The sequence below is a fragment of the Pseudomonas sp. SMV71 genome, assembly GCF_052042015.1.
Lineage (GTDB): Bacteria > Pseudomonadota > Gammaproteobacteria > Pseudomonadales > Pseudomonadaceae > Aquipseudomonas.
Map to the genome: position 1 here is coordinate 175,002 of NZ_JBKGGU010000003.1, position 18,683 is coordinate 193,684.

General features: G+C 60.2%; 15 protein-coding genes and 3 pseudogenes. 11 read left to right on the top strand and 7 right to left on the bottom strand.

All coding sequences use genetic code 11. The annotated features are described in order from the left end of the window. Positions 1-2: 2 nt before the first annotated feature. From ACLEJQ_RS03895 to ACLEJQ_RS03905, 3 genes are all read right to left on the bottom strand, one after another. A complete protein-coding gene (locus ACLEJQ_RS03895) occupies positions 3-614 on the bottom strand; it encodes an HAD-IB family hydrolase (protein ID WP_440792360.1) in 612 nt (203 codons plus the stop codon). Then, positions 604-2,124: a class I adenylate-forming enzyme family protein gene (locus ACLEJQ_RS03900; protein WP_440792361.1), complete on the bottom strand. Its 1,521-nt coding sequence runs from the start codon at positions 2,122-2,124 to the stop codon at positions 604-606. The genes ACLEJQ_RS03895 and ACLEJQ_RS03900 overlap by 11 nt, the downstream gene beginning before the upstream one ends. A gap of 81 nt (positions 2,125-2,205) precedes the next feature. Then, positions 2,206-3,219, bottom strand: coding sequence for an SDR family oxidoreductase (locus tag ACLEJQ_RS03905; RefSeq protein ID WP_440792362.1), 1,014 nt, complete (start codon positions 3,217-3,219; stop codon positions 2,206-2,208). Between the two features lie 385 nt (positions 3,220-3,604). Here ACLEJQ_RS03905 and ACLEJQ_RS03910 point away from each other — a divergent pair, with 385 nt between their 5' ends. Beyond that, on the top strand, positions 3,605-4,201 hold the full coding sequence (locus tag ACLEJQ_RS03910; RefSeq protein WP_440792363.1) for a TetR/AcrR family transcriptional regulator: 597 nt from the start codon (positions 3,605-3,607) through the stop codon (positions 4,199-4,201). 30 nt (positions 4,202-4,231) lie between these two features. Here ACLEJQ_RS03910 and ACLEJQ_RS03915 read toward each other — a convergent pair whose 3' ends face one another. After that, complete coding sequence (locus ACLEJQ_RS03915; RefSeq protein ID WP_440792364.1) at positions 4,232-5,029, bottom strand: helix-turn-helix transcriptional regulator; 798 nt, start codon at positions 5,027-5,029, stop codon at positions 4,232-4,234. A 96-nt stretch (positions 5,030-5,125) separates the two neighbouring features. On the opposite strand from ACLEJQ_RS03915, the gene ACLEJQ_RS03920 reads away from it, so the two are divergent. From ACLEJQ_RS03920 to ACLEJQ_RS03945, 6 genes and pseudogenes are all read left to right on the top strand, one after another. Next, a complete protein-coding gene (locus ACLEJQ_RS03920) occupies positions 5,126-6,082 on the top strand; it encodes a threonine dehydratase (protein ID WP_440792366.1) in 957 nt (318 codons plus the stop codon). Between the two features lie 393 nt (positions 6,083-6,475). Continuing rightward, complete coding sequence (locus ACLEJQ_RS03925) at positions 6,476-7,798, top strand: APC family permease (protein WP_440792367.1); 1,323 nt, start codon at positions 6,476-6,478, stop codon at positions 7,796-7,798. A 123-nt stretch (positions 7,799-7,921) separates the two neighbouring features. Then, complete coding sequence (locus ACLEJQ_RS03930; protein WP_440792368.1) at positions 7,922-8,698, top strand: EAL domain-containing protein; 777 nt, start codon at positions 7,922-7,924, stop codon at positions 8,696-8,698. A 259-nt stretch (positions 8,699-8,957) separates the two neighbouring features. Then, a pseudogene (locus ACLEJQ_RS03935) lies at positions 8,958-9,635 on the top strand (PAS domain-containing protein); the annotation flags it as partial. Positions 9,636-9,749: 114 nt separating this feature from the next. Next, a pseudogene (locus ACLEJQ_RS03940) lies at positions 9,750-10,223 on the top strand (methyl-accepting chemotaxis protein); the annotation flags it as partial. A gap of 206 nt (positions 10,224-10,429) precedes the next feature. After that, entirely contained in the window at positions 10,430-12,484 is a 2,055-nt protein-coding gene (locus tag ACLEJQ_RS03945) for a 2Fe-2S iron-sulfur cluster-binding protein (RefSeq protein ID WP_440792369.1), read from the top strand. A 9-nt stretch (positions 12,485-12,493) separates the two neighbouring features. Here ACLEJQ_RS03945 and ACLEJQ_RS03950 read toward each other — a convergent pair whose 3' ends face one another. Continuing rightward, positions 12,494-13,399, bottom strand: coding sequence for an AraC family transcriptional regulator (locus ACLEJQ_RS03950; RefSeq protein WP_440792371.1), 906 nt, complete (start codon positions 13,397-13,399; stop codon positions 12,494-12,496). A gap of 110 nt (positions 13,400-13,509) precedes the next feature. Here ACLEJQ_RS03950 and ACLEJQ_RS03955 point away from each other — a divergent pair, with 110 nt between their 5' ends. Both ACLEJQ_RS03955 and ACLEJQ_RS03960 read left to right on the top strand, forming a co-directional pair. Continuing rightward, on the top strand, positions 13,510-13,857 hold the full coding sequence (locus ACLEJQ_RS03955; protein ID WP_440792373.1) for a carboxymuconolactone decarboxylase family protein: 348 nt from the start codon (positions 13,510-13,512) through the stop codon (positions 13,855-13,857). Positions 13,858-13,995: 138 nt separating this feature from the next. Beyond that, a complete protein-coding gene (locus ACLEJQ_RS03960; RefSeq protein WP_440792375.1) occupies positions 13,996-14,568 on the top strand; it encodes a DUF488 domain-containing protein in 573 nt (190 codons plus the stop codon). Here ACLEJQ_RS03960 and ACLEJQ_RS03965 read toward each other — a convergent pair. Continuing rightward, the gene (locus tag ACLEJQ_RS03965) at positions 14,530-15,726 is read right to left on the bottom strand and encodes an MFS transporter (protein ID WP_440792377.1); all 1,197 of its coding nucleotides are present in this window, start codon (positions 15,724-15,726) and stop codon (positions 14,530-14,532) included. The genes ACLEJQ_RS03960 and ACLEJQ_RS03965 overlap by 39 nt on opposite strands. A gap of 138 nt (positions 15,727-15,864) precedes the next feature. Here ACLEJQ_RS03965 and ACLEJQ_RS03970 point away from each other — a divergent pair. Beyond that, positions 15,865-16,798: pseudogene (locus tag ACLEJQ_RS03970) on the top strand (LysR family transcriptional regulator). A gap of 4 nt (positions 16,799-16,802) precedes the next feature. Here the strand turns inward: ACLEJQ_RS03970 and ACLEJQ_RS03975 are convergent. After that, positions 16,803-17,750 (bottom strand): DMT family transporter, encoded by a 948-nt coding sequence (locus tag ACLEJQ_RS03975; protein WP_440792378.1) that lies wholly within the window; start codon positions 17,748-17,750, stop codon positions 16,803-16,805. A gap of 74 nt (positions 17,751-17,824) precedes the next feature. Between ACLEJQ_RS03975 and ACLEJQ_RS03980 the strand changes: the two genes are divergently transcribed. Then, positions 17,825-18,679, top strand: a complete 855-nt coding sequence (locus tag ACLEJQ_RS03980) for a LysR family transcriptional regulator (RefSeq protein ID WP_440792380.1) — start codon at positions 17,825-17,827, stop codon at positions 18,677-18,679. Positions 18,680-18,683: the final 4 nt, after the last annotated feature.

Here is an 18,683-nt window from a genome sequence, read left to right on the forward strand (position 1 = left end):
GGTCAGTACCAGTTTCTGTAGAACGGGGAGTTGGCAATGCCGAGCAGCGCGTCATCGCCCGATGAGTCGCCGTAGGCGTAGATGTAAAAGTCATCGAGGTTGCTCAGGCAGCCTTTGAGCCGCGTGACTTTTTCCCTTTCGACGCAATTGGTACCCGATATGCCGCCGGTCAGCCGGTTCCTGGCCGTGGCCAGGCGGGTGCCGCACACATAGTCGAAGCCGGCGGCCTTGCCCCAGGGGATCAGGTAGTTCTCCGGTGAGTTACTGACCAATGCCGTGATGTGGCCCTTGGATTGATGCCATTGCAGACGACGCAGGGCCTCGGGCCGGAGCCAGAGCGGCAGCAGTTCGCTGATGAAGTATTTGGCGTGTTCGCGTTCCTGTTCCACCGATAGTCCGCCCAGGTAGCAGGCGATGAACGCCAGCCGGGCTTGCATCAACGGTGTGATGCCAATGATCACGCTGAGCATCTTGGGCAACAGCGGGATGATCCTGAGCCAGAAAGCGCGCGTGCCGGCGATGTAGCGCATGTAGCGCCAGAACGTATGGCGGTCGGTCAAGGTGCCGTCGAAATCGAACACGGCCAGTATCGGTTTTGTGTGGTCAGCTTGCATAACTCTCTTCCTTGAGCGCGACGATCTCGATGGTCTTGGGCAGCTTGAAGCCCGACAGGTCCCGGGCGAGCAGGGTGGCGATAGCGTTCGGGGTCAGGCTTGCGCGGCTCTCGACGCACAGGTGCAGGACGTTGACGTCCTTGTGATCGGGAACGATGTAAGCCTTGGCGCGGACCACATCGGGATGCTTCAGGGCAATGGACTCGATTTCCGTAAGGTCGACCATCTGCGCCTTGATCTTGGAAATCCGCAGGCGCTGGCAGTAGAAAAACACATGCCCGTCGTCGTCCCGCCAGACCAGGTCACCGGTGTGGAACCAGCCGTCATGGAAGAACCGTGCGTTGGCATCCTCGGCGTCGCTGTAGCCTTCGATCACCATCGAACCGCGGATCAGCAGTTCGCCGATGCGGCCCGGCACCACGTCCTGCCCCTGGGCGTCGACGACCCGCAATTCCACCCCGCTGATCGGTAGGCCCATGGCGCCACGGTGCACGTCGGCAATCGAGCTCTGGACAATCACCGGCATGCTCTCGGTCAGCCCGTAGCCTTGCAGCACCGGGTTACAGCCGAGCAACTTGCCCAGCTTGTCGGCTTCATCGGCCGGCAGGTGGCTGCCGCCCGAGTAGATCATCAGTTGCGGATGCAGCGGCAACAGCGCGCCTTTGCGTTTGGCCAGGCGGGTATTGAAGTAGCGGATGACGTCGGGCACCAGGCAGGCAAAGGTCACCTGATGTTCCGACAGGACCTCTGCCAGGTCGCGATTGAGCAGGGTGTTGGTCATGAGCAGGGTGGCACCCACGCTAAACGGAAACACCATCATCACCGAGAGCCCGAAGATGGCATACAGCGGCAATGTCACCAAGTGAACCGAGCCAACGCCCTGCGGATGGAAGTGCTCATGCAGCCCATCGCTCGATTGCGTCAGGTCGAGGTACCGGTGGCACACCGCCAGGGGTTTGCCGAGGCCGCGATAGGTGAACTGCATCGACACGATCGGGTTGCCTTCGGGCAGCTCCAACGCAGCCGTCTGACGGGGCAGTGCATACAACCCCGTCGCCTCGGCGGGCAGGGCGCATGCCCGTTCGCTGCCGGCGTCCAGGATTAATGCATGACGAACACCGTAGGCTGCCTGGAAGGTCTCGCCGTGTTGCTCCAGCAGCGTTTCGGTTGTCACCACCAGCGTCGGCCTGGCAATGCTCACGACGCTGGTCATCTCGAACGGCGTCAGCTTGTAGTTCAGGATGACCGGAATGGCGCCACGCCCGATGAGCGCCAGGTAACAGGCGATGAACGCCACGCCATTGGGCAGGACCAGCGCTACCTTGTCGCCTGGCGATACATCCAGCGCCGCGAGGGCACCGTTGTATTCTTCAGCCTTGATTCGCAATTGCCGGTAAGTGACGGTCTCTTCTTCGGCGTCCAGATGACGGATAGCAATCTGTTCGGGAACAGATTCCGAAAAATGGACAAAGCGATGCAGAAAACCTTCTCTATATAAAAGGTCTTTCATTTACCAACCTCTCTCAATCCTTGGATGTATGGCTAGTCAAAAAAAGTACTACAGAGGCAGGCTATATATGAATTGTTTCAATCAAGCATCAATGTAGTTGTTGTTCCGATACCAATTAAGCGTATCGGTGAGTGTTTCAGTTACCGGGCGGAATTTGCATTCCAGTTCTCGCGAACTTTTATTGTGGCTGAAGTGAGTGCGGCCTTGTTCTTGTTCTATGAGCTTGACCGTAGACGTACTGATCAGGACCGGCTTCCTGGTCATTCGGTAATAACCTTCGTAGAGCAGGGCGATGATCCGCAGCATGAACAGTGGAACTTTTCGTTCCGGTGCCTTTACGCCACTGACGCTGGACAGCGCTTGGAAAATGCTCTTCATGTCCATGTGTCGACCGGCCGCCAGGTAGCGCTCTCCGGATCTGCCACGTGTGATCGCCGCGAGTTGATGCTCGGCGACATCCCGGGCATCAACGACAGAAAAGCTCCCCGGCAGCACGCCAGGCAGTTTTTGTCCGACAAAATCCAGCAGGAACTGTCCTGACGAAGTAGGGCCGATATCTCCGGGACCAAACATCCAGCCCGGCAACACCATGGCGACAAACATGTCCGGATGTTGCGACAGGAATGCCTGGACCTTCTGTTCGGACAATATCTTGCTCAAGTAGTAATCGTCAGCCTCTGCTTCACTGCGGGACATGGTTTCGTCGATCACTTGATTTTTATTGCCCTTGAGGACGGCAATGGAAGAGGTATGGACGGCGCGCCGGATGCCGGCGTCGTAGGCAGCCTGGAGCAGGCGCTCGGTGCCAATGACATTGGTGTCGTAGAGTTTCTGCCAATGTTTGCCGCCCTTGTAGCTGTCGCGGAAATAGGCCGCCGTATGAAACAGCGCGTCACAGCCATGCAAGGCGTGACTGAAGGCGTCGACGTCGAGCATGTCGCCTTCGACCAGCTGGACCGGCAGGTTGCCGAACTGCTTGCGGGCTTTGTCCACCGATCGAACCAGCGCCGTTACCTTGATGTTTCGTTTCAGCAGCGCGTGAACGACATTGTTTCCGAGCAGGCCAGTAGCGCCTGTGACGAAGGCATGTTCCATCAAAATCCAGCTCCCTGTGAGGTGACTGGTCATTGCGACAGGTTGTGAATCCGTGACTCGCAACCCTGACCAGGCGTTGGGCTCCACCAACGGCGCAAGTAAAAACCATTCGGTATCTGAAAATCAAGTGGTATTTCACATCGTCTCGTCAGGCTCGCCTGGCGCCACGCTTTTCGGGCTTGGGCGCGTCCGTCGCAGCTGCGGAGCAATCTGGCACTCCCCGCTACATGGCCATTACATGGCACTTCCTAAAACTTAAAATGTAAATACTAGGCTGAGGCGAGTATAAGATATGATGTCCGACGCCGATGCCGTGCGGTGACTAGGCGATGTGTCGCAAGCAGTTGCAAGTGCGTATTTTTATTTGGCCAAAGGAGCCGAGGGCGTGATTAAAAAGAGACTAGGTCGAGAAGAGAGCCAGCAACTAACAAGAGATAAACTGTTCGATACCGCCACTGATCTGATGATCAAGAAAGGCTTTCATGCCGCCAGCGTAAATGTCATTTCCGAAGAGGCAGGTTTTTCCAAAGGCGCTTTTTTTTCCAACTTTGAAAGCAAGTCCGACCTGCTTTTGCAATTGACTCAGCGATTCAAACGCGTCGAAATCGACCGTTTGAGCGCCACCTTGAACGCGGGCTATACCTCCGAGCAACTGGCCCAAGGTTTGAATGCTTATATCGACACGCTCAAGAACAACACCAGCTGTGCAATTCTTGACGCCGAACTTCAGCTGATCGCCCTGCGCGACGAAGAATTTTCAGCGCATTACTATGACTTGCATGAAGAAAACAGCGTGGCCCTAGGCAAGTTGATTGCCATCATCTTCAATCATGCCGGCAAGAAACCGCCCTTGGCCGACGCTGCGCTTGCCAGAACTTTCACTGCCTTGTCGGAAGGCTTGATACTGCAAGGGCACAAAGATCCAGCGGCGGAAATAAAGTTAGTGTTGAACTCGCTTATCCAGACTGCGGAGCCGCTTTGAATGCTGGCTGGTAATCCATAAAAGCCTGATTCAGCAGCTGCGCAACGCCCCCGGACTGACCCCCAGGCGCTGCTTGAAAACTGTCGTCATATGCGCCTGGGAACTGAAGCCGCAGGCGAGGGCGATTGCGCTCAATCCTGCGGTCGAATCGCGCATCAGCGCGCGAGCCTTGCTGAGACGGCGGTCGATCAGGTAGCTGTGGGGACTTTTTCCCGTGGCGTTCTTGAAGGCCCGCATGAAATAGCCTTCTGACAATCCGAGCAGTTGCGCCATGGCCGATACACCGAGAGGGCCGTCGAGGCCCGCATCGATGAACTCATCCAGCAGACGCATCCGGTTGCCGCTGATTGCTCCATGAGGACTTGCTGTCGTCCCGGTCACCCGCTCAGCCAGTGCAATGGCCCAGGTTTCCCAATCGTCCACCACCGATGCCCGTAACAGCGCGCCGCGCATGCGGTGTGCGAGGATCATGGCCTGGCGGTCGATACGATTGTTGAAGGGCTGGGTTCCCGCCAGCGCCGTTGCGTAGGTGCGGATCACACGCAAGTACTCGCCGCCCTGGGGGGATTCGGAAAACACATCGCAGCCCATGGGAACGAACGCCAGGCCGTTGGGCATGGCCTCGAACGGATGCACCCGATCGCTGCCTATGGCATGCAGGCCGCGTTGGCTATCGAAGGCAAAGCCAATCGCCGACTGGCTCGCTACGTACCGGGTGGCATAGGCGCTGCCGGGTAGCAATTCAATCGCCCAGGGACCAGCCTCAATGCGGCGGACCGGTTCGGGAAGCGTCGGCTGTTGGCGGTTTTGATGGCTCATGAACGGCATAGTAATGAAGAACCCAGCTGAAAGTCAGGTCAGTTTTCTGAAAGCCTGGCTTTGGGACCTCTGGCTAGACTCTGCGCAAAAACCTGGAGGCCCATCATGCACCGACTGACCCGCCACGAGATCGAAGAGGCTGCCCGCCACGTATATCAAGTCATGCCCGCCACCGCCCAGTACGCCTGGCCATTGCTCGCCGAACGTCTCGGTTGCACGGTGTGGGTCAAGCACGAGAACCACACGCCAACCGGCGCTTTCAAGGTCCGCGGCGGCGTGACCTTCATGCATTGGCTCAAGCGCGAGCATCCGCAGGCACAGGGCATCGTCACGGCGACCCGTGGCAACCATGGCCAGAGCCTGGCGCTGGCGGCCAGTGCCCTGGGTTTGAAAGCGCTGATCGTCGTGCCCAAAGGCAATTCGCCGGAAAAGAATAATGCCATGCGCGGTTTTGGCGGCGAAGTGATCGAGTACGGGCGAGATTTCGACGAGGCCCGTGAAGAGGCTGCGCGCCTGGCGCAAGTCAACGGCCTGTTCCTGGTGCCGCCGTTCCACCCTGAATTGGTCAAAGGCGTGGCGACGTATGCCCTGGAACTGTTCAAAGCGGTGCCGGACCTGCACACAGTCTATGTGCCGATCGGGTGTGGCTCGGGCATCTGCGCGGTCATTGCCGCCCGCGATGCGTTGGGCCTCAAGACGCAGGTGGTGGGCGTGGTGTCCACCGAGGCCGCGGCGGCGAAGCTATCGTTCGAGGCGGGTACGCTGTGCGAGACCCCGTCAGCGGATACGTTCGCTGATGGCCTGGCCGTACGCCGGCCAATTCCCGAGGCGTTCGCCATCTATGGAGGCGGCGCGGCACGGATCGTGTCGGTTAGCGATCAGGAAATCGCCGAGGCCATGCGGGTTTACTACACCGACACCCATAACCTCGCAGAAGGCGCCGGCGCAGCGGCCTTGGCCGCACTGATGCAGGAGCGGGAAGCGATGCAGGGCAAAAGAGTGGCGGTGATTCTGTCCGGTGGCAATGTGGATCGTTCCGTGTATACAGCAGTGATCGGTTAACCGTGGCTGGGGGCGATCGATAAACAAAAGGCAGCCAGACAGTGCTCAATCCGTGGGAGCAAAGCCTGCGCGCGATAGCGGTATGTCAGGCGATGAGATGTCGACTGGGAAGGCCTCATCGCGAGCAAGCTCGCTCCCACAGGGATTGGCGGTGAACGCACGATCTGTGGGCAACACACTGTCCCCATGTGGGAGCGAGCCTGCTCGCGATAGCGGTAGTCAGGCAATGAGATGTCGACTGGCGGACCCTCTTCGCGAGCAAGCCCGCTCCCACAGGGGTTGGTTGGTGGCCGTAACATTTATGAACTTTCGCCGGGTGATTTTTTCCACTGCTCAGCGCTATAGCCGTTTGCATGGCAATCAGCGAATCAGTCCCCCTGCCAGAGCCCGAACATGACTGCGACCACTACGCCCTCCAGACCTTCATTGCGACGAGCCGTGACCGGGCCGATGCTTTTTCTGTTCATCCTCGGCGATGTGCTCGGGGCGGGTGTCTATGCGCTGGCCGGAACGATAGCGGGGCAGGTGGGCGGTGCGATCTGGGTGCCGCTGTTGGTCGCTCTGTTCTTTGCGATGCTGACTGCCGGTTCGTATGCAGAACTGGTGACCAAATACCCGCAAGCCGGTGCGGCCTCGGTGTTTGCCGAAAAGGCATTCAGGTCACCCCTGATCTCCTTTTTGGTCGGGTTTTGCATGCTGGCCGCGGCCGTTACCAGCGCCGCCGGTCTTTCCCTGGCGTTTGCGGGCGACTATCTCGCGCCCTTCATCAGCGTTCCACCCCACGTGGCGGCGCTGGTTTTCCTATTGGTCATCGCATTGCTCAATGCCCGCGGCATAAAGGAGTCGCTGGGGGCGAATCTGGTCATGACGATCATCGAGCTGTCGGGCCTGATGCTGGTCATCATTGCCGCCGCCTGGTTCTTCCAGTCGGGCGATGCCCATCCGCAAAGTGCGCTGCAATTCAAGCCGGGTGTCAGCCCATTGCTGGCGGTGCTGGGCGCTGCACTGCTTGCGTTCTATTCGTTTGTCGGCTTCGAGACGTCGGCCAATCTGGCCGAGGAAATACGAGATGTGCGACGCGTCTATCCGAGGGCTTTATTCGGCGCGTTGCTGACCGCCGGGGTGGTCTATATGGCCGTGGGCGTGGCCGCTTCCTCAGTGTTGTCGATGGAAGAACTGGTGGCGACCTCGGCGCCGCTGCTGGAGGTCGTCCGAGCATCAGGACTGAACATCTCACCGCGCATCTTTGCCTTCATCGCACTGATCGCGGTGGCTAACGGCGCGCTGCTCACCATGATCATGGCCAGTCGGCTCGCCTATGGCATGGCTTGTCAGGGTCTCTTACCGCAGCCGCTGGCGAAGGTGCTGCCCAAGCGGCGCACGCCTTGGGTCGCGATCATCGCCACCACGCTGGTCTCCATTGCGCTGACCTTGACCGGCACCCTAGCGACGCTGGCCGAAACCGTCGTCTTGCTGTTGCTTTTCGTGTTCCTGAGCACCAACCTGGCGGTGCTGGTATTGAGGCGCGACAGCGGCGCGGGCGATCATTTCCGGGTGCCCAGCTGGGTACCGGTGCTTGCAATTGTGTCTTGCCTGGTATTGCTCAGCCAGCAAAGCCTGGAAACCTGGCTTCGCGGTGCGGCCCTGGTGTTCGTAGGCGTGCTGCTATATTTCTGCACCCGCATCAGTCTGCCTGTGGCGATAAAACCGAACTAGAAACCGTGGAGGTCGGTGCGACGGTCAGGTCTCTTCAGAAAGTCCGGTATTTGCCGATTCAGTAGCGTTGGCTAAAGTTCTTTGCAACTGCAGGGACGTCCCGTTACCGCACGGAATATGATCATGACCGCACGCTCCCCTCACCAGACCTTCCAGCCTATTGGTTGCGCCGAGTGCCGCGATCATCAGGCACTGGGATTCGACTTCACCATGGCTTTCCAGCCGATCTTCAATGTCCGCACCGGCGCTACGTTTGCCTACGAGGCTCTGGTCAGAGGTCTCAATGGTGAGTCAGCCGGCTACATCCTGGGGCTGGTGAACGACAGCAACCGCTACCGTTTCGACCAGGCCTGTCGTGTAAAAGCAATCGAGGAAGCGGCCCGGCTGGGCATCCTGGAGATTGCCGATTGTCTGTTGAGCATTAATTTCCTGCCCAAAGCCGTTTACCGGGCCGAGACGTGCATCCGCGCCACGCTGGAAGCGGCGCGGATGGCGAATTTTCCACCCGAGCGATTGATGTTCGAGGTCACGGAAGGTGAGCGGGTGGACGATCCCGAGCATCTCAAGTCGATTTTCGTGGAATACGATCGCCAGGGCTTTACTACCGCGATCGACGACTTCGGCTCGGGGTATTCAGGGCTCAACCTGCTCGCCATGTTCCAGCCCCAGGTGTTGAAGATCGATATGGCGCTGACCCGCAGCATCGATCAGGATCCCGTAAAGCAGGCAATCGTGGAAGGCATTGTCCTGGTGGCGCAGCGCCTGGGAATCCAGGTCATCGCGGAGGGCATCGAAACCCGCGAAGAAAGCGCTGCACTTCTGGCGCTGGGTATCGAGCTGATGCAGGGCTATCTCTATGCGCGGCCTGAGATCGGCCGGCTCGCGCCTGGCAATTTCTAGCCGCGTCACGGTTAACGACGACTCTTCGCCACTCTGTTTCTTAGAACCGACTGATCGCAAGCGCCCCATCCTAGCTTCGAAACATGATTACGCCGCTTCGTTAAGCGCCTCGCCAGCGTGCCGATAACCTAAGAGGTCCGGTGATTCTCAGATTCGCAGAGGGTTCGTCATGTTTAATTCCACACTAAAAAGTGAACTGACGGCTAGGACAGCCGAATTGGCAATATACAAGGGGCTGCTGGGCGCTCTGGATCGGTCGATGGCCGTCGTCGAATTCAGCCCCGACGGCAAGCTGCTTCGAGCGAACGATAATTTCCTGAAAACGATGGGCTATCGGGCTGATCAATTGACCAGTCTGTCCCACCGCGATTTTTGTACCCCGGCGCTGGCGGCCAGTGCCGAGTATCGCGAATTCTGGAATCAACTGCGGGCCGGCCAGTTTGTCTCCGGGACGTTCCAGCGCGTCGGCGCGCAGGGCCAGTATGTCTGGCTTGAAGCCAGCTATAACCCGGTGGTCGATGAGCAGGGCCGTGTGGTGAAGGTGGTCAAGTATGCCCTTGACGTCACGGCCAAGGTTGCCAGTGAAGCGGAAACCCGGGGCCGGCTGGCGGCGCTTGACCGTGCCATGGCCGTGATCGAGTTCGATCTGAGCGGGCACATCCTCACCGCCAACGCCAATTTCCTCAGCGTCATGAATTATTCGTTGGCCGAACTCAAGGGCAAGCATCACCGGATGTTCTGCGAGCCGAGTCTGGTCAACAGTTCCGAGTACGCGGACTTTTGGCGCCGGCTCAATACCGGCGAGTTTTTCAGCGGACAGTTCAAGCGCATCGGCAAGAACGGCAAGGTGGTGTGGCTGGAAGCCAGCTACAACCCGGTGTACGACGCCGAGGGCAAGTTGAGCAAGATCGTCAAGTTCGCCAGTGACATCACCGAGCGGGTCGAGAAGTTCGAGGAAGACTCCCGCGGCGCCTCGCGGGCCTATCACATCTCCGCCGAGACCGAGCGCGTCGCGGAGCAGGGCGCTCAGGTCATCCACCAGACCGCCCGGGAAATGCGCCAGATCGCCGACAACATTGGCGCGTCGTCACGATTGGTCGGGCAACTGGGCGCGCGTTCGGAAGAAATCACCGCCATCGTCAACACCATTCGCGGCATTGCCGACCAGACCAACTTGCTGGCCCTCAACGCCGCCATCGAAGCCGCCCGGGCCGGCGATCAGGGGCGCGGGTTCGCCGTGGTGGCCGATGAGGTCCGGCAACTGGCCGGCCGTACCAGCCGCTCCACTTCGGAGATCGCCGAAATGATCGGCATGATCCTCAGCGAAACCCGCGAGGCGGTCGCCAGCATGAGCGTCACCCATGAGGGCGCGCTGCGTGGCGTGACCCTGGCGGACCAGGCCGGGTCGGTCATCGTGCAGATCCGGGCCGGGACCACCGATGCCCTGGAAGCAGTGAGCATGTTCGCGTCCAAGCTTGACGAGTCCGAGGTCATTCCGAAGACGGCGATTGGCTGGGTGGGGTGAGTCTGACTGGGGATCAGCACTCAGCCAATGGCGTCATCATTGCATTTAATGAAAGGGCGGATTGCAGTGCGCATGTATTCCTGCGCAGTCGCTTTGGGAAGAAGATGTCTCCACCGACACGCACACCCGATCCAGGGTGTGCTGGAACATCCCTAACCATGGCGCACTGACGCAGGCCCTCGTCCTGCTGGCGCGAGGAGCATCTGATGGACCAATCCCTGGAAGCAAACACCTCGCCCTGGCACGAAGGGGAGCTGGCCTTGCAACGCACCGTCGGCGCGGTCGAGATGATGGCCGGCGTCGGCCAGCGGCAACTGGCGCGTACCTGGATGCCGGACCAGCATCGCGACTTCTATGCCCAGTTGCCATTCGTGGTACTGGGAGCGGTGGATCGCCAGGGCGATGTGTGGGCCACCTTGCGCACGGGCCAACCCGGTTTCATGCGCTCGCCTGATCCGCAGATCCTGCACATCAACGTCGAGCCGCAACCCAACGATCCGGCCCAGGAAGGCATGGGCGAAGGGGATGCCATCGGCATGCTCGGCATCGAGCTGCACACCCGTCGGCGCAACCGCATGAATGGCGTGGTCCGTCGTCAGCTTGAGCCAGGGCTGGAGATTTCGGTGCGCCAGGCCTATGGCAACTGCCCGCGCTACATCAATTTGCGTCAGTACCACTTTGTCGAAGAACAGGCCGGTGCCCCTCGTCAACTGGAAGCGAACGATCCGTTGGTGCGTAAGCTGGTCTCCGCAGCCGATTCCTTCTACATCGCCACCTATGTGGAGCGCGACGGCGAGCGGCAGGTGGACGCCTCCCATCGCGGCGGCAAACCGGGCTTTGTGCGCATGGATGAAGACGGATCGCTGACCGTTCCGGATTTCTCCGGCAACCTGTTCTTCAATACCCTGGGCAACATCCTGCTGAACCCGCGGGCCGGGCTGGTGTTCATTGATTTCGAAACCGGTGACCTGTTGCAAATGAGCGGTTCGGCGCAGGTGATCCTGGACGACCCGCAGATCGCCGCGTTCCAGGGCGCCGAGCGACTGTTGCGGTTCACCCCGCAGCGCATCGTCTACCGCCCGGCGGCCATCACGCTGCGCTGGAAAGACCAGCAAGAAGGTGACTCGCCCAACTCATTGATGACCGGCAGCTGGGAACAGGCCACGGAGCGCCTGCAAGCCGAAGCCCTGCGCACCACTTGGCGTTCGCTGCAGGTCGCGAGAGTGGTGGAAGAAAGCCCCAGCATTCGCTCTTTCTATTTGCAGGCAACCGATGGCGCAGGTTTGCCCCGCTTCGACGCCGGGCAACACCTGCCGGTGCGGGTCGCGCTGGACGGGCAGAAAGCGCCCTCGATTCGTACCTACAGCGTGTCGAGCGCGCCGTCGGATGATTTCCTGCGCATCAGCGTCAAGCGTGATGGGCTGGTGTCGTCGCACTTGCATGACCGGATTCAGGTGATGCACGAGATCGAGGGCCGAGCGCCCCAAGGCCATTTCACCGTCCAGGCTACCGAGCGTCGGCCCTTGGTCCTGCTGGCGGCAGGTGTGGGTATTACACCGCTGTTGTCGATGTTGCGTGAAGTGGTTTACCAAGGGCGACGCATCAGCCGCATGCGCCCGGTCTGGCTGGTGCAAAGCGCGCGCACGGTAGAAGAGCTGGCGTTTCGTGATGAAATCGATGAACTGGTAGCACGCGCGGGCGACAAACTGCGGGTGGTGCGCGTGGTCAGCCAGCCGCCGGTCAAAACCGCTATTGGCGATGGGTACGATCTGGCGGGCCGGATCGACGTGGAACTGCTCAAGAACCTGCTGCCGCTCAACGATTACGACTTCTACCTCTGTGGTCCGGGCAGCTTTACCCAGGCCCTTTACGATGGACTGCGCAAGTTGCGCATCGCCGACGACCGTATCCATGCCGAAACTTTCGGTCCGTCGACCCTTGTGCGTGACATCGAGGTCAGCGTACCGGCGGCGCAACAGGTACCGGCTGCGAGCGAAGCGGTGAAGGTGTTGTTCGCCAGCTCCGGCAAGGAAGCACGCTGGGAACCGGGCGCCGGCTCGCTGCTGGAATTGGCCGAGGCCCGTGGACTGAGCCCGGAGTTCAGCTGCCGAGGCGGTTCGTGCGGCACCTGCAAGACCCGCCTGAGTCGCGGTCAGGTGCATTATCTGAACATACCGGCCGAGCCTGTCGCTGAAGGTGAGGTGTTGATCTGCTGTGCGGTCCCGGCCGAGGGCAGTGAAACCCTGGTGCTGGACATCTGAATACAGGGCCTAGATCCGGCGCCGGATTCTCCCCGGCGCCTCCCCATAGACTTCCTTGAATTTCTTGCTGAAGGCGGCCTGGGATTGATAGCCGACCTGCACCGCGATATCGCTCAATCCCAGGTGCGAGTGGCTCAGTAGGCTGAACGCCAACTCCATGCGCAGTTGTGTCAGCAACGCCCACGGCGAGACGCCGGCCACCTTGACGAATGTCCGCATGAAACTGGCCCGTGACATGCTCGCCATGTCCGCCAGGCCCTCGATGGTCCACTCATGGGCGGGGTCATCCAGCATCGCCTGCCAGGCGCGGCCCAGGCGTTTGTCGCCCAGCAACGCCAGGGAGCCGGTGCCCTGGCCATGGCTTGCCAGGTGCGCGCGCAGCATCAGCGTGAACAACGCCTGGGACAGCGCATCGAGCAAGAACCGGGCCCCCACCTTGTCATCGTCCGCCTCCCCACGAATCACCTCCACCAGTGCCGGCAACGGGCCGTTGGCCGGCAATGCGCCGCTGGGGATCACCAGGTAATCGGGCAGCGACGCAAACAGCAGCGAGGCACGGTTGAAGTGCAAAGCCCCGCACAGCATGTCCAGCTCGACGCTGGCGCCACCGATGCGATGGATCGGTAGGGCGCCACCGGTCACGATCTGCGGTACGACAGGGGTGACTGTTTTACCGGGGCTGTGCATGACATGTCGGGCACCGCGGGGCAGCAACAGGATATCCCCGGCACGCATCGGCAGGCGCTGCCCATCGGGAAACTCCACCCGGCACTCTCCCGCGAGCACGATGTGATAGGGCGCAACGCCCAAGGCCTGTTGCTCATGGTCCAGCGCCCAGTCACCTTGGAACTGGCAGCGCAGATCCAGGCTACCGCGGACGTTGGCCAGGCTGATGAGTTTATCGATTGCATGCATTTGAGCGTTTCGCAAAAAAAGCTGAGCGGATTGGACAAAACCGTACAGTGCCGGAGTGGAAAACTGAGGGCGTTGAAACAGTACACCCAACCCACTCAGGAGTTAATGCCATGTTCCATAACTGGTCCGAATTATTGCCCACCATCCAGAAAGCCTTCGGTGCTCTGGGCCGCAGCAACCCCAAGATGGTCAAGGCCTACATGGCGCTGGGAGAAGCCGCCAGCGAGAACAACGTGCTGGACGCCAAGACCCGCGAACTGATTGCGCTGGCGGTCGCCGTCACCACCCGCTGCGACGGCTGTATCGCCACCCACACGGACGCGGCGATCAAGGCCGGCGCGAGCCGCGAGGAGGTGGCTGCGGCCCTGGCCACTGCGATTTCTCTGAACGCCGGCGCCGCCTATATCTACTCGATGCGCTCGCTCGAGGCCTACGACACACTGAAACAACCGGCCTGACGCAGCCTGTCTCGATACCCCGGCCTTCAGTGCCGGGGCTTCGAGAAACTGACCGCTGCGCGCTGAAGAACAGTCGAACCATTGTCCGGACAGATCACCTAACGCCTATACCAGCGGCTTCTGTTCGGATACTTATCCATGGAAAATCTCATTGTCTATACGATAGGTCACTCAACCCGGACCCTCGAACAGTTCGTCGAGATCGTAAAAGGCTTCGGGGTCCAGATGATCGTCGATGTGCGAACCGTTCCCTGGTCCCGCACCAACCCTCAGTACAACCTCGATACGCTTGCCCAGCACCTGGCGCCGTTCGGCCTGCACCACGAGCAGATCGCGCAACTGGGCGGGTTGCGCAAGAAGTCCAGGACGATCCCGGATGAAGTCAATTCCTTCTGGGACAATCGCAGCTTCCACAATTACGCCGACTACGCGCTCTCGGACGAATTCGAGCAGGGCCTGGATCGGCTGCTGGAGCTGAGCCGGACCCAGCGCTGCGCGATCATGTGCGCCGAGGCGGTCTGGTGGCGCTGTCATCGCCGGATCATTGCCGACTACCTGTTGCTGCGCGGTGTAGAGGTGATCCACATCATGGACAAAGACAAGTCGAACAGGGCTGTGTTGAATCCTGCGGCGCAGGTGGCTGGACTGAAGTTGGCTTACCCCGCACCAGGATCATTGTCTGGCGAAACGATCGCTCAGGCAGGCACCTAAAAGATAAAACCCGCCCCCGGCAATAGTGAACAGCGCGAGCAGGTAGAAGATGTAGTGTGGCGGTTGTGTCGCCAATACGAAACCGCACAGCACCGGGCCGGATGCCGCGCCGAGGTTACCGAGGTTTTGCGTCGCGTAATACACGCCTCGCAGATGATGGGGGGCGATGTTATCGATGAGCATGTATTCAGCGGGGATGACGATGATCTCGCCGAGGGTGAAAACGGCCATCGAGATTATCCATATCATGACCGTACCTGAAAGGGCGAAGCCGACCAGGCCCAGGAGAAACATGCTCAGCCCGGCGCCAAGCCACAGGTTCAGATGACGCGGGGAAATCTTTCTGCCGATGGTGTACTGCAGGCTGATTACCATCAACGCATTTGTGGTGACGATGGCGCTGATGATCCGGTAGGTAAATTCGGGCGTGGTAGTGACCACCAGATATTGTGAGAGATAAGCGGTGAATTGGCCGAAGACTACCGCGCTGAGTAACCCCGCAAGGGTAAAACACACCAGTCGGTAGTCTTGGGACAGCAGCTTCCCGACGGCCAGGAACGGGAGAGGGGCACTGTTCTTTTTTACAACCCTCAAGTCTCGGTTGGCCCAGAGCAGGTAGCTGAAAAAGAATGCTGCACCCAGCGCGCCAGACATCAGAAAAGGCAGGCTGCTATCCAGCCTGGCCAATCCTGCCCCCATCAATGGCCCAGCGGCATAACCGATGTTGCCCAATGTGTACTTGATGGAGAAGGCTTCACTGCGCTCGGCAACGGGCAGCAGGTCGCCAAATCCCGCCTTGACGGCAATATCGATGACGGCATGGGCGAGATTGATCATCACCAGGCTCCCGTAGAAGAGCCAGATTTCGCGGGCCAGGAATGTGCCCAGGAAACCCATTGTGAACAGCCCGCTGAAAACCAGGATGAGCCGGTAGCTGGACAGGTTGTCCACCAGGAAACCGCCGTACAGGCTCAACAACGATCCGATGATCAACGTGCTGCCGATGACCAGCCCAATGTCGGCGACGCTCAACCCAAAGCGGTCCGACAAATAGATGACCAGATAAGGCAGGGTGATTGCCCGCGCCAGCGTCAGGACCAGAGACGCTGAAAGCAACACATTGACTGTCGAGGGATAGTTTTTAAGAGCGGTGAGCATCCGTGCCTCTTACGGGTGGTTTGACAGGTCCGCGACGTCGCGGAAGATGTGAGACGGCAGCATACTGAGGAATGAAATTCTGATTTATGATGTTTTTTCATTGGTTGGGGGAAATGAGTTCATGAATGAAGGGCGTCTATGTTTGACTCCGAACGGCTGAAAGGCATCGATGTGTTCGTCTGCGTTGCCGAGTCCGGTAGTTTCAGAATCGCCGCAGATCGCCTGAATCTGACAGCGTCTGCGGTCAGCAAGAGCGTTGCTCGCCTTGAGGGCCGGCTTGGGGTTCGATTGTTCGAACGCACGACCCGACGCGTTTCGCTGTCCGACGCAGGAACGGCTTTCTATCGCACTTGCACCGGGGTGCTGACTGACCTTGAAGAGGCCGAGCTTTCCCTGCATGCCGAGCACACCGAGCCACGAGGCCGGGTTCGACTCCACCTTCCGGGAGCCTTCGGCCGTTCCCAGGTGCTCCCCATCATTCTGCGTTGCCTGCAGGATTACCCGTTGTTGGTGCCGCATATTTCATTTTCCGATCATTCCGTCGATCCGCTCCAGGAGGGCGCAGACATCGTCGTTGCGTTGGGAGGCACGGGTGTCTGGCCGGACACGGTGGGGCACCGCCACCTGGGCCGCGAATGGCATGTGCTCTGCGCGTCTCCCTTGTACCTCGCCGAGCATGGCGCTCCCCCTCACCGAGTCGGAGCTGGAGCATCACCAGTGCATCGCCTACGGTTGGCCGGACGGGAGAATCAGCTCGTGGAATTTCGCCGGCAGCCGCCCAGGGGAAATCGTCAGAAGACAAATGACTCCGACATTGATCGTGGGCGATGGAGAAGGCCTGGTGATATCCGTGCTGTCAGGATGCGGGATTGCCCAGTTACCTTCATGGCTGATCCAGCGGCAACTTGAGGAGGGGACCCTGGTGCAAGTACTTGCTGATTCGGCGACCGATGGTATGGCGATCAACCTGCTCTGGCAGAAGCAGCGTGAAACGTTGCCCAAGGTCGCTGTTTTACTGGAAGTGCTGACGACCCATCTGACTCGGGAGCTCGAGCATCGCGAAATATCCTGAACGCTTAGGCTGCCTCCAGCCGCCGGTTTTTTTGCCGCTGGGCTTGCCGGGCTTCCATGCGCACGACCAGCCAGATGCCCATGCCGGAAACGGCCATGCCCACCACCATCTGCCATGAAAGGGGCTCACCAAACATCGCCCAGGCCCAGAGCATGGTGATCGGCGGGCTGAGGTAAAGGACGCTGGCGACCCGGGTGGCGCTCGCACGACGCAAGCACAGCCAGTAGAGTCCGTAGCCGCCCATCGTTGACAGCCCGGCGGTCCACAGCACGCTCAGCGCGAAGCCGGTGTTCAGGACCGGCGCCAGGCTGCCCTGGGTGCCTTCGACCACGGCGAAGGCTACTCCTGAAACGCAACATTGCAGCCAGAGATTGGGCAGCAGGCCCAGGGTTTCTGTGGTCGCTAGCTGCTTTTGCCACAACGTCGCTACGGCGAGCGAAAGCATGCCGAGCAGTGGCAAGGCATACGCCCATAACGGCGCGTGCCCCCATGCCAGTGCCCCATGGGTCACCAGCGCAACGCCGCCCAGGCCGATGAACAGCCCGATCCATACCTGCCAGGCCAGCCGCTGCCCGAGCACACCGGCCGCCAGTAACGCCATGCCCAGTGGCAGGAGGTCGGCTACCAGCGCGGCCACACCCGCCGGCACACCCAGGGCGATCCCTTGGGTGATGCCTGCCAGGTAGCCGGCCATGGCAAGCAGGCCGATACCGGCGTTTTTCAGCAGCACGACCCCAGATGTATGCCGCAGTTGACGGGCAACGAAGGGCAGCAGAACCAACGTGATTACCACGCAGCGCCAGAACACCACCAGCAATGGCGGCGCATAGTCGATGGAAAAGCGCGCGCCGACGAAGCCGGAACTCCACGTGAGCAGCAAGGCCGCTTCAAGTAGCGGCAGTGGCACGGCCTGATGCCATTGGCGCCGGGTGGTGCAGTTGGGCAGGTTCATGACCACAGGCTACGAAACCGGCGTAGTCTAATAAATCAAAATATCCTGCATCAGTCATTCACAAAGGATGAATCATGACGGCAATTCTCGACATCGACTTGATCCGGACGTTTCACGCAGTGGCACGCATCGGCAAGTTCAGCGCTGCGGCCCAGCTCCTGCACAAGAGCCCGGCGGCGGTGAGCGTGCACATACAGCGCCTGGAAGGGGTTGCCGGGGGCCGTCTGCTGAACCGGGACAATCAATCGGTTTCCCTTACGACCCTGGGCAGGCGCCTGCTGGCCTCGACCACGGAACTGCTCGCTACCCATGACCGGGTGCTGGCCGATCTGCAGGGTTCCCGCCTGGCAGGGCGCGTGACCCTGGGCGTCCCGGATGAATACGCCGACCATGTCATTCGCGACATCCTGCCCATATTCACGAGCGCCTGGCCAAACGTGGTGCTGGAACTCAAGACGGCGCCCAGCTACGCGCTGCGTGATCTGGTGCAGCGGGGCAAGCTCCAGGCGGCGGTCATCACCCAACCGAAGAGCGCGTCGAGCGCCGAGGCGCAGGTGTTGGTTACCACCCGACCGGTCTGGGTGGGGCCAGCCCATGTTGTCCTGGCCGGGATGGATCCGCTGCCGTTGGCGGTGCACGCAACGCAGTGTCCATACCGGCAGGTGATGATGGAGTCGCTGCGTCAAAGCGGCCGCCGAACCCGCATCGTCCTGGAAAGCCCTTCCAACCAGGCGGTCAAGGCGTGCGTCGAAGCGGGCCTGGCGATCAGCCTGATAGACCGTGCGCGGGTGACGGAGGCCATGCAGATCCTCGATGGGTTGCCCTTCATCGCGGAACACGAGGTGGTCTTCCAACGGTCGCAAGACTCACACAATGAACAGGCGGTGGACCTGCTGGCCCAGGCCATGCAGCAATATTTTCGCCTGTAGACCG